The organism is Paenirhodobacter populi (assembly GCF_004022215.1).
GTDB classification, from domain to species: domain Bacteria; phylum Pseudomonadota; class Alphaproteobacteria; order Rhodobacterales; family Rhodobacteraceae; genus Rhodobacter; species Rhodobacter populi.
In genome coordinates this window covers 136,356-151,533 of record NZ_SAUZ01000009.1, presented here as the reverse complement: position 1 = coordinate 151,533, position 15,178 = coordinate 136,356, and the positions used below count along the sequence as shown (strand labels likewise).

Annotated in this window: 13 protein-coding genes; 9 read left to right on the top strand and 4 right to left on the bottom strand. The window is 64.5% G+C overall.

The window, feature by feature from the left end:
• Together D2T30_RS09145 and D2T30_RS09140 are read right to left on the bottom strand one after the other, a co-directional pair.
• On the bottom strand, positions 1 to 1,317 hold the full coding sequence (locus D2T30_RS09145; RefSeq protein ID WP_241651231.1) for an NtaA/DmoA family FMN-dependent monooxygenase: 1,317 nt from the start codon (positions 1,315 to 1,317) through the stop codon (positions 1 to 3).
• A gap of 119 nt (positions 1,318 to 1,436) precedes the next feature.
• Positions 1,437 to 3,524 (bottom strand): TonB-dependent receptor, encoded by a 2,088-nt coding sequence (locus D2T30_RS09140; protein WP_128208614.1) that lies wholly within the window; start codon positions 3,522 to 3,524, stop codon positions 1,437 to 1,439.
• A 194-nt stretch (positions 3,525 to 3,718) separates the two neighbouring features.
• Here D2T30_RS09140 and D2T30_RS09135 point away from each other — a divergent pair, with 194 nt between their 5' ends.
• A complete protein-coding gene (locus D2T30_RS09135; protein WP_128185986.1) occupies positions 3,719 to 4,516 on the top strand; it encodes an IclR family transcriptional regulator in 798 nt (265 codons plus the stop codon).
• Here D2T30_RS09135 and D2T30_RS09130 read toward each other — a convergent pair.
• Positions 4,498 to 5,313, bottom strand: coding sequence for an ABC transporter ATP-binding protein (locus tag D2T30_RS09130; RefSeq protein ID WP_128208613.1), 816 nt, complete (start codon positions 5,311 to 5,313; stop codon positions 4,498 to 4,500). The genes D2T30_RS09135 and D2T30_RS09130 overlap by 19 nt on opposite strands.
• Positions 5,314 to 5,484: 171 nt before the next feature.
• On the opposite strand from D2T30_RS09130, the gene D2T30_RS09125 reads away from it, so the two are divergent.
• The 4 genes from D2T30_RS09125 to D2T30_RS09110 all read left to right on the top strand — a co-directional run bounded on the left by D2T30_RS09125 (position 5,485) and on the right by D2T30_RS09110 (position 9,405).
• Positions 5,485 to 6,378 (top strand): siderophore-interacting protein, encoded by an 894-nt coding sequence (locus D2T30_RS09125; RefSeq protein ID WP_206612897.1) that lies wholly within the window; start codon positions 5,485 to 5,487, stop codon positions 6,376 to 6,378.
• Positions 6,379 to 6,392: 14 nt separating this feature from the next.
• Positions 6,393 to 7,334 carry a Fe2+-enterobactin ABC transporter substrate-binding protein gene (gene fepB / locus D2T30_RS09120; protein WP_128208612.1) on the top strand — a complete coding sequence of 314 codons (942 nt, stop codon included), beginning with the start codon at positions 6,393 to 6,395 and terminating at the stop codon, positions 7,332 to 7,334.
• 62 nt (positions 7,335 to 7,396) lie between these two features.
• Positions 7,397 to 8,368, top strand: a complete 972-nt coding sequence (locus tag D2T30_RS09115; protein ID WP_241651230.1) for a FecCD family ABC transporter permease — start codon at positions 7,397 to 7,399, stop codon at positions 8,366 to 8,368.
• Positions 8,365 to 9,405, top strand: a complete 1,041-nt coding sequence (locus D2T30_RS09110; RefSeq protein WP_241651229.1) for a FecCD family ABC transporter permease — start codon at positions 8,365 to 8,367, stop codon at positions 9,403 to 9,405. The genes D2T30_RS09115 and D2T30_RS09110 overlap by 4 nt, the downstream gene beginning before the upstream one ends.
• Before the next feature lie 282 nt (positions 9,406 to 9,687).
• On the opposite strand, the gene D2T30_RS23585 is transcribed toward D2T30_RS09110, so the two are convergent.
• Entirely contained in the window at positions 9,688 to 9,945 is a 258-nt protein-coding gene (locus D2T30_RS23585) for a hypothetical protein (protein ID WP_241651228.1), read from the bottom strand.
• Here D2T30_RS23585 and D2T30_RS09105 point away from each other — a divergent pair.
• The 4 genes from D2T30_RS09105 (at position 9,944) to D2T30_RS09090 (ending at position 15,176) form a co-directional block, all read left to right on the top strand.
• A complete protein-coding gene (locus tag D2T30_RS09105; RefSeq protein WP_241560773.1) occupies positions 9,944 to 10,648 on the top strand; it encodes an ABC transporter substrate-binding protein in 705 nt (234 codons plus the stop codon). The genes D2T30_RS23585 and D2T30_RS09105 overlap by 2 nt on opposite strands.
• Before the next feature lie 67 nt (positions 10,649 to 10,715).
• Positions 10,716 to 11,402 carry an amino acid ABC transporter permease gene (locus D2T30_RS09100; protein WP_128185994.1) on the top strand — a complete coding sequence of 229 codons (687 nt, stop codon included), beginning with the start codon at positions 10,716 to 10,718 and terminating at the stop codon, positions 11,400 to 11,402.
• An 11-nt stretch (positions 11,403 to 11,413) separates the two neighbouring features.
• Complete coding sequence (gene dapA, locus D2T30_RS09095) at positions 11,414 to 12,304, top strand: 4-hydroxy-tetrahydrodipicolinate synthase (protein ID WP_128208610.1); 891 nt, start codon at positions 11,414 to 11,416, stop codon at positions 12,302 to 12,304.
• Entirely contained in the window at positions 12,297 to 15,176 is a 2,880-nt protein-coding gene (locus D2T30_RS09090) for an FAD-dependent oxidoreductase (RefSeq protein ID WP_128208609.1), read from the top strand. Before dapA ends, D2T30_RS09090 begins: the two co-directional genes overlap by 8 nt.
• Positions 15,177 to 15,178: the final 2 nt, after the last annotated feature.

The following is a 15,178-nucleotide window of genomic DNA, read 5'->3' as shown; positions in this document are numbered from 1 at the left end:
CTAGCCGGGATTGGTCCTGGCGGTCTCGTCCTCATCCTGCAGATGGCCAAGGAACGTCGCACTGCGGTATGCTTTGCGAAACAGACCGGCCTCCGCCAGACGTGGAACCAGTGCTTTCAGTGTAAGATCCAGTGACGAACGAGCACCGCCCGGCACCGCGATGAACCCGTCTATTGCCCCGGCCTCGAACCAGTTGCTGATTTCTGCGAAAGCGTCGTCAACCGTGCCGATCACCTGCCAATGCACCGAGGAGAGGATCTCCGGCCGGGCCAGAAGCTCTGCGACCGTGGGCTGTTCCGTCTCGACGATCCGGCGCAGACGCTCCCGATGTGTGCGGCCCCAGTTCGACGTGGAGGGCTGTGGCAGGTCCGACGGCAGGATACGCCGGCCGTCGGGCCACTCGCTCAGGTCGAGGCCGATCACCGAAAGCACACGTTCGACACGCTGCATGCGATCCACCCGGCGGTGGGTCTCAAGAAAAAGCGCGCGCGCCTCTTTGCGGGTCTCGCCAAGATAGAGGCTCAGCCCGGGCAGCAAGCGGATATCGCGTGGCGCGCGGCCATGGGCGCGCGCCCGGGCCGAAAGCTGGTCACGCATTGCCTTGGCCGAAGCGATATCCGGTGTCATGCCGAAGACCAGATCGGCCACCTGACCGGCGAAATCCACGCCTTTGGCCGATCCTCCCGCCTGCATCAACGGTATCCGCGGCCCGGGAAACCGGGGCAGATTCATCGGCCCCTCGACGGCAAATTCCGCGCCGTGATGTTTGATCGGCAGGATCTGCGCTGTATCCGCATAGCGTCCCGACACGCGGTCGACCAGCAGGGCTTCGGACGGGAAGCTCGACCACAGGGCGCGCACCACTTCGGCGAACTCGGTGGCGCGGGTATAGCGCGCGTCCGAGGGCGGCATCGCCGGCAGTCCGAAATTCTCATGTCCCTGCAAGGCCGTGACGATGTTCCACCCGGCGCGGCCGTGGCTGAGCCAGTGCAGTGACATCAGTTGACGCGCGACCAGATAGGGGTGGCCGAAGGTGGTGGATATCGTGGTGACCAGCCCGATCCTCGTGGTCTCGCGCGCGATGGAGGCCATAAGCAGGGTCGCGTCGAGGCTGGAAAATCCAAAGGATTGTTCCAGCACCGGCAAAGGCAGGTAATTGGCATCCGGGCGAAAGACGAAATCCAGATGCGCCGCTTCGGCCTGTTTCGCGGTGTCCAGGGCAAAATCGCTGGAATAGAGCCCCTCGATCCCACTGTCTGGCTGACGCCAGCCTTCGCCGCTCAGCCATGTCGGGGCGAGCGAGATGCCGATACACATTTTCGGTCGGAGCTTCATTGCCCTGCCTTTTCTCAATAGGGATGGCGACCCGCCTTGGGCGGGTCTGTCCCGTTTGACATGTTCCGCCACAGCCGTCACCTTGCGATGGCGGAGCGATTTCAGAAGCTGCCGCGGATTCCGATGCCGACCATGCGCGGGGTCGTCATGCTGGCCTGCGTGAACACCACGTCGCCGCGCGCCGATTCCAGAAGGACGGGCGTGCGTTCGTCGAAGATGTTGTTGGCATAGCCATAGACCTCGAGGCCGTCGCGGATCTTGTAGCTCGCTTGCACGTCAACGAGCGTATAGCCGTCGATGGCATAGGCTGGCGTGTTCGCGGTGTTGGAGTAGTATCCGTCCACATAACGGACCTGACCGCCGATGTTCAGCCGGTCATTCACGTCCCAACTGGCACCGAGGCTGAGGGTTTTTCCGGGGGCCCGGGCGAATTCGTTGCCTTCATAGGCAGTCGCATCGGAAAAACGGGTGAAGTCGGTGTGCAGGAGACCCGCGCTCGTCCGCAGGGTCAGCGACTCGATCGGTCGATAGTCGAGGCCGACTTCCAGGCCATAGGCCTCGGCCTTGTCGGCATTGATCGTATGAACGTAGGTCGTGCCGCCGATCGTCTGGGTGATGTTCTGCTGGGCGTTCCTGTAATCCATGTAGAACAGGTTGCCCGTCAGGAACAGTTTGTCATTCAGCAAATTTGCGCGCGTAAAGAGTTCGTAATTCCACACTGTCTCGGCGTCGAACTTCTCCCATTCCTTGGAAGAATAGAAGTCGAGCGAGACGCCGCCGGGGTTGTACCCCTTGGAAACCATCGCCCCGACCGTCCACTGCGGCGTCGCATCATAGGACAGCGTGAGTTTTGGCAAGACCTCCTCGAACGTGTGGTCGTAATCGACGTCGCTATTTGCAAAGCTCGCCACCACGTCGCCGGTGCGGCGGATTTGGTCCCGTTGGTATCGAAGCCCGCCTGTCAGGGTCCAGCGCTCATCGATCCGCCAGCCGAGTTCGCCATAGATGCCCAGATTGTGCTTTTGATCCTTGAAGGTCGAGATCCCACCTTGGTTGAGTGTCTCGTTCTGGGTCGTGTAGGCCATATAGACGCCTGCAACACCGCTGAGCGTATCCGTTGGCGTGCCGTAGGTCAGCTTCGTCTCGTTGGTGTAGTTGTCCTGATCGACGTCCGCGTCGCCAGCCGTCGGGGTGCCGACGCGCCGCTCGACATCCGAGGTCGAGAACTGCCCCTGGTTGGACAGGATGAGCCCGTTGCCGAGGTTGTAATCCACATCGAGGATTGCCGTATCGGTGGTTTGTTCCCACCCCGGCATCCAGGTGGTGATGGATTCCAGCCTGTCATAGGGCGGGCCCGAACCTTCGGCGCTCGGACGGGTCATTTCGCTGTGGCTGAGGGTCAGTTTCGCCTCAAGACCATCGATTTCGGTCGGCACCCAGAGCAGCTTCGCCCGGGCGTTGGTGGATTTGAAATCCTGCCCGATGCTGTTCTGGATGAAGCTGCTGCCGACGTAATCGATGAAGGTGTCCCGGCCGCTGTAATCGAGCGAGATGCGCGCCGCGAGCTGATCGTTGATCGGCCCCGACCATGCCAGCGAGGCGCGGCGCTGATTGTAGTTCCCTGCTTCGAAACGATAGGCGCCTTCGGGCGTGAAGGTCGGGTCCTTGGTGTTGACGACGATCGCGCCGGCAATGGCGTTTGCGCCCTGTGTCGTGGTCTGCGGGCCGCGGAAGACTTCGATGTTCTCGACATCCCAGGTCGAGGTCGCGCCGAAGTAGAATTCGTTGTAGCTGAGATAATGACCGTCGAGGTTGATCGTCGCACGCGGGACCGATCCGGCGAAGAAGGCATTGGCGCCGGTATGCGGCCCTTCGGTATTCTGGCCGCGGATAATGGGCGTGCTGACGCTGTCGGCATAGATCACGTTGGGTGTCCCCGCGATGACGCCCCGCACGTCGTCCTTGCCGGCGCGCTGATTTTCGATCTCTTCCGCCGAGATTACGGTAACCGATGACGCCGTTTCTTTCAGGTCCCGTGTCACCTTTTCGCCGGTTACGGAGATCGTATCCAGCACGATGACGTTTTCCGGCGAGGACTCTTGTGCGTGGGCGGACGGCGCCGACATTGCGGCGACGATGGAAAGCAGGCTGGCACTCAGCGCCAGTTTGCCGCGACATCTTCTTGGCATGGTATCACCCCGAGGTTTGAAGGATCACATACTCGGGCTGGCGCGGGCTGGCATCATATGGTTCGTTCTGAATTGCAGAATGCATACCGCATGTCAATTTCAGCCGATGCGCGCCATCTTTACCTTCCGCGCCATCGGGCTTTAATGTCACACTCTCGCCCGTCGGGCATACCGAAGGGCAAGGAGGCCCAGGCATGATAGAATTCGAGCCTTTTCCCGATGAAGATGCGGAAGCGCAGGGGCAGAAGCGGTCGGCCACGATCCAGTCGATCACGATCGCGATGCGCTTTCTCAATGTTCTGGCGCTGGCCGGGCAGGCCCTGCCACTGGTGGATCTGGCCCGGCAGACCCGCACCGGACGCTCGACCGCGCATCGCTACATGCAGAGCCTGGTGAAGGAAGGGCTGGCCTCACAAGACCCGGTAAGCGGTCATTACGACCTGGGGGCGGGGGCGCTGTCCATCGGGATCGCCGCCTTGCGCCGTGTGGATGCGGTTGAAATGGCTGGCGTCCAGATGAAGCAACTGGCCGCGAACCATGCAATGAGCGGCGGTGTCGCGATCTGGACGGACCGCGGGCCGACACTGGTGCGGTGGTATCGCAGCGCGTATTTCTCGATCACGCCACTTGGACTGGGCGATACGCTGCCGGTGGACAATACGGCCTGCGGACTGGTGTTTCAGGCTTTTCTGCCGCGGGCGACCATCGAGGCCGCACGGCGCGTGCAGCCTGCGCATTTCGTTGGCACCTTGCCGGGCAAACCGGTGATTGACCGTGTCCGTCGCGAAGGCTGGGCCGAACTGACCAGCCATCTGCTTTCGAACGTCACGGGGCAGGCGGCACCGATTCTCGATGCACAGGGGGAATTGACCTGCGTGGTCACGACCGTCACCGACCTTGGCAAGCTGAATCGGCCCGAGGATCGGCTGGCTCTGCAGGATGTGGCGCGGCTGATCAACCGCGCAACGGGCGGTCAGGTCTGTTTCGACTGACCCCGCGGCTGATCCATCGCGCCTCCGCGCGGGATCACCAACGGCCGCCCGGTCAATGGATCGGGCATCACCAGCGCCGACAGGCCAAAAACCTCGCGGACCAGATCCTCGGTGACGATCTGTTCTGGCTTGCCTTCGGCCACGATCGCTCCGTCACGCATCGCCACTAGATGCGAGGCGTAGCGAAAGGCGAGATTCAGTTCGTGCAGGACAGTGACAATTGTCCGGCCTTGGCGGTTCAGCTCGGACAAAAGCTCCAGCAGTTCGACCTGATGCACGATGTCGAGCCACGTCGTCGGTTCGTCGAGCAGCAGAATCGGCGTTTCCTGCGCCAGCGCCATGGCGATCCAGACCCGCTGTCGCTGCCCACCCGAAAGCTCCGCCACCGGACGCGAGGCCAGATCGGCGATCCCCGTTGCCTCCATCGCCGAACCGACGGCGGCTTCATCCGCGGGAGACCACTGGCGCAGCAGGCTCTGGTGCGGGAACCGGCCGCGGGCGACGAGATCGGCGACGGCAACCCCATCGGGTGCCGCAGGCGATTGCGGCAAAAGCCCGACCCGGCGCGCCACCTCGCGCGTCGGCAGGTCGGAAATCGCCTTGCCGTCTAGGATGATGCGCCCGCTCTCAGGCGGCAGGAGCCGGGACAGGGCGCGCAGCAGCGTTGACTTGCCGCAGGCGTTCGGGCCGACGATGGCCGTGAAGGCGCCATCGCGGATACCAAGCGACAGATCCTTCGCTATGACGCGGGCCTCATAGCGAAGCGTCACCGTATCCGCCATCAGGCGATGCGACATGACCGTTTCCTGACTTTTTCGTCGTTCCATTCGTGTGGTATCATATTGCATTGCGGTATGTGATCTGCAATACGGATACGCATATTCCCGGCTACGCCCGCCAGCGCCGCAAGCCATCTGCCCGGATCTCAACACCTGCATGCGCGGTCTAATCCGCCGAAGGGGGATGCCATGGCTGAAAGCGGCAAACACACGCCCGAAACCGGATCCGTCGAGGATCCCGAGGGGCTTCTGGAACGCGAAGATCACATGCAGGGCATGGAGCGGATCGAGATGCGGGTTGTCCGCATAGATCGCCCCGTGCCTTCGGTCGCGCGGGTGATCGGGCATATCGCTCCGCAGGATCCCGCGGCATGGACGCCGCCGAACCAGGCCATCCGCATCGCCGTGGCGCAACCAGAAGGGCAGCGTCCGGTGATGCGGGTGTATACGGTGCGCCGGTTCGATCCCGCGACTGGTCTTCTGGAGATCGATTTCATCCTGCATGGCGATGACAGCCCTGCGATGCGCTGGCTGCACGACGCAAGGCCAGGAACCTTGCTGCCGATGATCGGGCCACGCCAGCATGTGGTGCCTCTGCCGGTGGAGGGGAAACGCGCGGCGATCTTTGCCGACGAAACCGCCATTCCCGCGGTCTGGGCGATCCTGAACGCCTGGACGCCCGCGGCCTGGACGCAGGGCCTTGAAAGCGATGTCTGGATCGAGACCGCCGACCCTGCCGCCTTTGATGAACTTCCCCGCCCCGAGGGATTAAACCTGCATCTGCTGTTGCGTGTGGAGGGGGAGCCTGCGGGCGCGACGGGGCATCTGGCCGCCGCTGCCCGCACGATTTCCGATCCGGGAGCCTGTGTCATATGGGCCGCCGGCGAACGGCAGGAGATGCGCCGGATACGAGAGCATTTCCGTGCCGCCGGCGTACCGCGCGATCAGTTGCAGGTTGTGGGCTACTGGAAGCTCGGCATCAGCGGCACGGAGCTCGACCGGGTGCGCCTTGCGGAATATGCGGCGCTATTGGCCAAAGGCAGGACACTCGCCGATCTGAGCGATGACGAGTTGCCGATCTGATGCAGGAGGCCGCCATGTTCCGTTTTGCTTTCCTCACCGCCTGCGCATTTGTGTTGCCGCTTCAGGCGCATGCCGAGGCGGATTGGCCGCGCACAATCGCACAGCCTGATGGCGATCTGACCTTGGCGGCGCCGCCGACACGGGTGGTCTCGACAACGCCGAGCCTGACCGGGATCCTGCTTGCGATCGACGCGCCTGTCGTTTCGACCGCGACCGCCGTGGTCGGCCCGCTGACCGATGAGCAGGGATTTTTCCTGCAATGGGCCGATATTGCGCGGGAGCGCGGGGTGGAGATACTCTATCCAAACCTCGCCTTTGACATCGAGGCTCTGATTGTCTCAGATCCCGATCTTGTCGTCGCATCGGCCACCGGGGGAGATGCAATCCTGCCTTTCGTGCCTGAACTTCGGGCGCAAGGCATGCCGGTTATGGTGCTCGATTATTTCAGTGCGAACTGGCAGACTCTCGCCCGTCAGCTTGGCCGCGCGACGGGGCACGAGGCGGATGCGGAGCGTATCATTGCCGATTTCGATGCCCGAACCAGAGCGGCCCGCGACGATATGACCATCCCCGCGGGCAAGGTCAGCATCGTGTCCTACAACTTCAGCGGAACCTATTCCGTTTCGCGGCCGACAAGCCCGCAGGCCGGGGTCCTCGCCGCGCTCGGCTTCACGGTCACCGGCCTGCCCGAAGCGATGCGGGGCGACGTCACCCGATCGCAGGATTTCGATTTCATCTCGCGTGAAAATCTGGCCGCCGCCATTGCGGGGGATGGTGTTTTCCTGCTGAACGGGACCGAGGAGAGCGTGAAGGCCTTCATGGACGATCCGGTGCTCGCCAATCTCCCGGCGGTCAGGAACGGGCATGTCTGGCCGCTGGGGCCGACCTCGTTCCGGGTCGATTATTATTCCGGGCTGCAGATGGTTGAGACGGTGGCGCCTTACTTCCCGAAATGATCCGCTGTTCCGTCCCTCGTCATCGTTACGGCCTGCCCCGGCGGGCCCTCTCGGTTTTCGCGGTGGCGCTGCCGGTTCTGGCGGTGCTGATGGCGGCAAGCCTTGCGATCGGTTCGCGCCCGGTGCCGCTTGCTGAGGTTGCGCAAGCGCTGATCGCCTATGATCCAGGCAACGACCTGCATCTGGTGGTGCGGACCCTGCGTGTGCCGCGCAGCCTTCTGGGCGTAACGGCGGGGGCGGCGCTTGGGCTTGCCGGGGCGGTGATGCAGGCGGTCACGCGCAATCCATTGGCCGAACCCGGCCTGCTCGGCGTCAATGCGGGGGCGGCGGTGGCGGTGGTGCTGAGCGCCTCGGCCCTCGGGCTGACGTCGATGACCGATTACATGTGGTTCGGGATTCTGGGCGCCGGGTTTGCAGGGGCTGCTGTCTTTGTCCTGGGGCGCGCGCATGTCAGCGGCACCGATCCGGTTCGGCTGGTTCTGGCCGGGGCGGGGCTTTCGGTGCTGCTTGGGGCGGCGACCGCCTTTGTCATCCTGAACGCCGGGCTGGATATTCTTGACAGCTTTCGTGCCTGGAGCGCCGGCGCATTGGAGGGACGGGGGATGACCGTCGTGCAGGTGATGGCGATTGCGCTGATTGCCGGGGGCGGACTGTCGCTGATGCTGGCGCCGGACCTGAACGCGCTGGCGCTCGGTCATGAGACGGGGGCCGCGCTTGGCATGAGCCCCCGCCGCACATGGGCTTTCGCCTGTGCTGCGGTCATGGTGCTGTGCGGGGTAGCAACCGCCGCGGCAGGGCCGATCGGTTTCGTCGGGCTTGTCGCGCCACATGTCGCGCGCGCCATCTCGGGGCCGGACAATCGGTTGATCCTTCCGCTGTCGGCGATCTTTGGGGCGGCGATCCTGCTCATGGCGGATATCATCGGCCGGATCATTGCCCGCCCGGATGAGATTGCGGCGGGTATCGTGGCGACACTGCTTGGCGGGCCTTTCTTCATCTATGTTGTGCGTCGTTTCAGGCTCGCGCGGCTGTGAGCATTGTTGGACACAGGATCCTGCGGGTCGGGCCGGTCGCGCTTTTGTGGCACCCACGTGCGGTGGCGGTGGGGCTGGTTCTCATGGCGCTGTGCCTGACCTGCGGTGTGTTGCTGCTTGGCAGCGGCTCGTCCCGGTTGCCGCCGGGCGAGATTTTGGCAGGGCTGATGGGAAGCTCCGACAATCCCGTGGCGAACCGGCTGGTCTGGCGGATCCGGTTGCCGCGGGTGCTGACCGCGGCGCTGACGGGGGCGGCGCTTGGTCTGGCGGGGGCGGTGTTCCAGTCGCTGTCGCGCAACCCGCTCGGCTCGCCCGACGTGATCGGATTCACCACCGGCGCCGCGAGCGGGGCGATCACCGCGATCATCCTGTTCACGGCAGGTCCTGTCACAATCGCGATCGCCGCGGTGGCCAGCGGAGTGGCGACGGCGGCGACGGTGCTGATCCTTGCGCGCGGCCGGAGAGGTGGCACGACAGGCGGCTACCGGCTGATTCTTGTCGGCGTTGGTGTCGGCGCGGTTCTGTCGGGGCTGAACACCCTGCTGCTGACGATGGGCGATCTCGAGCGTGCCATGTCGGCGCAGATCTGGCTTGCCGGTTCGTTGGAGGGGCGGACCTTCGCCCATGTTGCGACCGGGGCGGCGGGGCTGGCGATCTTTGCGCCCGTGGTGGTGCTGTGCATCCGCCGGCTGTCGATGATGGAGATGGGCGATGACATGGCCAGCCAGCTTGGCGTGCCAGTCGGCGCGACGCGGATCCTGCTGGTCGTTGCGTCGGTCGGGTTGACGTCTATCGCGACGGCCTGCACCGGTCCGATCGCCTTTGTCGCGCTTGCGGGGCCGCAGCTTGCCCGAAGGCTGACCCGCGCGCCCGGGGCACCGCTGCTGACCGGGGCCATGATGGGGGCGCTCCTGATGATCCTCGCGGATCTCATCGGGCAGAATGCGCCGCTGCGACTGGTGATGCCGATCGGGCTGACGACGGGATTCCTCGGGGGACTTTACCTGCTTGTGGTGCTCGGCCTGTCGCGGCGCTGAGAGGGTCATGCCGGGATGTATCCTGCCGCGTCGCAGGGTTCCTCCACTGCACCGGCCTGATGATGGGTATCGATGAGCTTCCGGTGACAACAACGGCATCCATGTGCCGATGCTGAGCATCCTCACCGGCAGACGGGCCAGCGCCTTCGGCCATCAGTCCGCGCACGGATCAATCTGCCGCCCACGCTCGGATTGCGGAGGCGGGGAGTGAGATGCCTTGGCTGTGCGCGGCCACTCCAGATGAACATGATACGCTTAATTTGTGATCATTCGTGTGGATAATCAGCCAATAATGGCACCATTTTCATTGTCCCATGCATTTTCGAGGCCATCTGACTTTTTCCGTCCAAGAATGCGTTTTATCGGTATACCACTAAAATTCAAAAACTCGCCCAACACGGAACCGATCATGATGAATGTTATCCGCCTATCCGCGCTCGCGCCCTGTGCGATTGCATTGCTCTCCTCTGCGGCCATGTCCGAGACCTGCACACCCGCCGTTGCGGATTCGCAACTCGTAAAGCCCGGCACCTTGACCATGTCGACCAACCCGACGCTGCCGCCCCTGCAATTCGTCGACAGCAACGGCGATCTGAAGGGCATGCGCATCGAAATGGGGGAGGAGATCGCGAAGCGCCTTTGCCTGAAACCGGAATATGTCCGTATCGAGTTCTCGGCGATGGTTCCCGGCTTGCAGTCCGGTCGCTGGGACATGATCAATACCGGCATCTTCTTTACCGAAGAACGCGCGAAGATGATGCAGATGATCCCCTACGAGGATCAGGCGATTTCCGTTTCCTTCGCACCCTCCTTCGACGGCACGGTCACGGGCATCGATGACATCGTCGGCAAGTCGATCGGCGTCGAGGTCGGCGGTTTCGAGGAAAGCAAGACCCGCGCCCTGAACGACGAACTGGTTGCGAAGGGGCTGAAGGGCATCGAGATCCGCACCTTCGACAATTTCGCGATGGCCTTTCAGGCGCTGCGTGCCGGTCAGGTCGATGGCGTCGTGTCGATCGATGCGGTCGCCGCCGCCTATGACAAGCGCGGCGACTTCAAACAGGTTCTGCACGGGCTTTACCCGGCGCCGGTTTCGGTCGCGTTCAAATCGCCCGAACTCGCCGATGCGGTGCAGAAGACGATGACCGAGATGCGTGCGGACGGAACCATGGAAACGCTGTTCGCAAACTATGGCATCCCGTTGCCCGACGGAGCCTATGTCGTGAAAGGCCCCGGCCGCTGAAGGCGATGTCCGAAGGGCGCCCTTCGCCCTTCGGAGACCGCTACCCCAACAGGAAAGGTGAGAAAGCATGAACTGGAGCTGGTCGGGATTCTTCGGATATCTGGTGAATCCCTTCATTCTGGGCGGGGTATGGACGACGATCTGGCTGACGGTCGTTTCGCTTGTCGCGGGACTGGCGCTTGGCTTCGTCATCGCGCTGATGCGGCGGTCCTCCAGCCGGCCGGTGGCGATGCTGGCCGGGTTCTATGTGTGGCTGTTCCGCGGCACACCGCTGCTTGTCCAGCTCATCATCATCTATACCGCGCTTCCCGTGTTGGGGATCCGGCTTTCGGTGGTCGAATCCGCGCTGATCGGCCTTGCGCTGAACGAGGCGGCCTATCTTGCCGAAATCATCCGCGCCGGGATCGAGGCCGTCCCGCAGGGGCAGGTCCGTGCCGGGCGCGCGATCGGCATGAAGGAACGCGACATCATGCGCCACATCGTGATGCCGCAGGCGTTCAAGATCATCATCCCGCCGCTTGGAAATTCGGTGAACGGCCTGCTCAAGACCACATCGGTCACGTCGGTCATCTCGATGGAGGAATTGCTGCGCCGCACCCAGGTCCTGATCCAGGAGAAGTTCATGGTTCTCGAGCTGTTCGCCGTGGCTGCGATCTACTACCTCGCGATGACCACGCTGTGGGATCTCGTGCAGCGCCGTATCGAAGCGCATTTTGGAAAATCATCGGCCATCGGCGCCGCTGAGAAACGTTGAAAGAGACTGCAATGACCAAGACCTTCCGTGGCGTCTACACCGTCATGATCACGCCCATGACGCAACAGGGCGATGTAGACCTGGCCGCACTGGCCCGTTTCACCGACTGGCAGATCCGCGAGGGGATCCACGGCCTGATCCCGCTTGGCTCGACCGGGGAATTCCTGTCCCTGTCGGAAGAGGAACGCGACGACGTGATCCGCACCGTGATCGCAACCGCTGCGGGGCGGGTTCCGGTGCTGATCGGCACCGGGGCCGAGGACACGCGCGAAGCCGTACGCCTCAGCCGCAAGGCGCAGGACATGGGTGCGGACGGGGTGATGGTGATCCCGCCTTTCTACTCGACTCCCACAGATGACGAGATCGTCCATCATTACGCACAGATCGCGGCCGCGATCGAGATTCCGGTGATGGTCTACAACAATCCGGCGACCGCCAATGTCGATCTCAAGCCCGCGCTGATCGCCCGGCTGGCCGAGATCGACGGTTGCGACTACATCAAGGAATCGACGCTGGAGGTGACTCGGATCCGCGATATCATCCGGCTGTGCGGCGACAGGCTGACGCCGTTCGGCGGCATCCTCGGCTTCGAGAGCTTCGTGATGGGGGCGCAAGGCTGGGTTGCGGTCGCCTCGAACGTCGCCCCGCATGCGATGTCGCGGATTTTCGAACTGGTCGCGGATGAAGGCAAAATCGACGAGGCGCGCGCCCTTTATCTGCAGTATCTGCCGCTGATCGAGGCGGTAGGCGGTCAGTATTATGTCGCCGGGACCAAGACCCTCCTGCGTCATATGGGGTTCGAAGTTGGCATCCCGCGCCCACCCCGTCTGCCCCTTCCTGCCGATCGAGACGCGCTGATGGCCGGGATCGTGCGCGATCTGGACCTGCATTGCGATGCCTGAGACACCGCCCCTCTCGCGCGAGGCTGTGACGTTCCGGTTCGAGGGCCGGGCACTCACGGCCTGCGCCGGACAGACCATCGCGGCCGCGCTGGCGCAAGAAGGTATTCTTGCGCTGTCGCAGGCGCCTTCGGGGGCCGCGCGCAGCGTGTTCTGCGGCATGGGGGTGTGTAACGACTGTCTGGTGACGGTCGATGGCAAATCCGGGCAGCGCGCCTGCATGACCCCGGTGCGCGAAGGCCAGGTGATTGCCCGACAGCCCTCAAGATACGATCTGACAGCGCAGGGATGCGACCTTGTCTCCTTGCCCGATGGGCCATTGCCCCTGCGCGAAGCCGATGTGCTGGTTGTGGGCGCTGGTCCCGCAGGGCTTGCCTGCGCGCGCGATATCGCCCGCGCGGGCGGCACGGTGTGTCTCGCCGACGAATTTCCGCATGCTGGCGGGCAATTCTACAAACAGGCCGAAAGCGCGCAGGCGCGGGCATTGTATGCGCATGACGCGCAGATGGCGGATGGCGCCGCGCTGGCGCGTGACGCCCGACAGGCCGGGGCGGCGATACTGGCGGAGACCCTTGTCTGGGGCGGCGAACGCGATGCCGACGGCCGCCTGAAAATCGGCCTGTCCGGCCCCTCCGGCGCATCCTACGTTCTGGCGCGGCGTCTTGTGGTCGCGACCGGCGCCTATGAACGGCCCGCTCCGTTCGAGGGCTGGACCCTGCCCGGCGTGATGACCACCGGCGCGGCGCAGACCCTGCTGAGAAAATCGGGGGTCGCGGTGGCGCGCCGCATCTTTATCGGCGGGAACGGCCCGCTGAATTTCCAGGTCGCGGCTGAATTGCTGGCGGCGGGGGCGCGGATAACCGGTCTGGCCGAGGCCGCGCCCGCTCCGTTCGCCCGTCCCGCCGCGGCGTTGCGGTTGTTCCGGGCCGATCCCACGCTCGCCGGCAAGGGGATCGCCCTTCTGGCACGGCTGCGGCGCGCGGGTGTCCCGCTCCACTGGGGACGGCGCATCGCACGGGTAAGCGAACTGTCCTCCGGCGCGAAGGAGATCACGCTGACGGACGGCAGCCGGCATGAGGCAGATGCGGTCCTGCTGGGCGGCAATTTCGCCGCTTCGGGCGAGCTGGCGCTGCTTCTGGGGTGCCGTCCCCGGCCGGGTATCGTGGGCAGCGGCATCGACACGGATGCGGACGGCCGCACCAGTATCGCCGAAATCTTCACGATCGGCGAAAGCGCGGGCTTCGGCGGGGCGCATCTCGCCCTTGCGCGGGGCGAGGCGGCGGCCCGCGGAATCATCGGCGACCTCGGCCTTGCCGCACCTCCGCGTTCCTCCGGCGGATCCGCACGCCATGACGCGTTCCAGCAGGCCCTCTGGCAGCTCTATGCCCCCGTCGGCACCGAAGAAGCGCCCTCGGACGACACGCTCATCTGCCGCTGCGAAAGCGTGACCGCAGGCCGGATCCGCGCCCTCGTTTCAGGCGGGGTCAGGGACATTCCGACATTGAAGCGGCTCACGAGAGCCTCGATGGGGCGCTGTCAGGGGCGCTACTGCCAGTCCCAGCTTCTGCGTCTTGCGGGGGCGACCGGTGTGGAAACCGCCTCGCCCTTGGCGCCGCAGATGCCGCTGCGCCCGGTGCCGCTTGCGGCGCTGGCGGTTGAAAAGCCGGAGTGGGGCGGCCACCGCAAAACCCTTCTGCCCGACAGCCAGCCGCCGCAGGATGCCCGTCCCCTGCCGCTGACCGAGACGGACTGTCTGGTGATCGGCGCGGGGATCGCCGGTCTCTCGACGGCGATGTTCCTTGCCCGCGACGGGCGCGAGGTCGCCGTCGTGGATCGCGGCGAACCGAACGCGCTGGCCTCGGGCGGCAACGCGGGCAGCCTGCATGCCCAGCTTCTGTCTTTCGATCACGGGGCAAAAGCCGAAGGCGATGGCTCCGCCGCGCTTCAGACATTGCCGCTGCAACGCGATTCGATCGCGCTGTGGCGCGCATTGCAGGACGAACTCGGCACGGATTTCGACGCCCGGATCACCGGCGGCCTGATGGTCGCAGAAACCGAAGCCCATCTTGCCGCCATGGAACGCAAAAGCGCACTCGAGCGGCAGATGGGGATCGACTGCGAGGTGATCTCCCGCGATTGTCTCTACCGGCTGGAGCCCAAGCTGGGGCAGGGGTTTATCGGGGCGGCATGGTGCCCGCAGGAGGGCAAGATCAATCCCCTTATCGCGACGCAGGCGGTGCGGCGCGAAGCCGAAGCGAAGGGCGCCACGATCCTGACCCGGACGGCGGTTGTCGCGATACGGCGTGAGGGCACCGGTTTCGTTGTCATCACGACCCGCGGAGAGATCCGCGCCCGTGCCGTGGTCAATGCGGCCGGGGCGTTCGCCTCGCGCGTGGGGGCGATGCTTGGCCTTGACGTGCCCGTCTTCGGCGCCCCGCTCCAGATGATCGTGACCGAGCCGGTGGCACCGGTGGTCAGCCACCTGCTTGCCCATGCCGACCGTCATCTGACGCTCAAGCAGGCGTCGAACGGCAATCTGCTGATCGGCGGCGGCTGGACGGCGGGGCTTGACCCGGTGAGGCAGCATCCCCGCCCGTTGCTCGCCAGCATCGAGGGGAACCTCTGGGTCGCCCAGCATGTGGTGCCCGCCCTGCGCCGGCTGAAAGTGATCCGCACCTGGGCCGCCATGAACATCAACATCGACGGCGCGCCGATCCTGGGTGCCCATCCTGCGATGCCCGGTTTCTTCAACGCGGTGACCTCGAACGGTTACACGCTCGGCCCGATCGTGGGCCGGATCACCGCCGCCCTCGTATCGGGGCGCGACGTGCCGGGGATCTCCCCATTCTCCATCGACCGTTTCGGGAAAGCCTGACC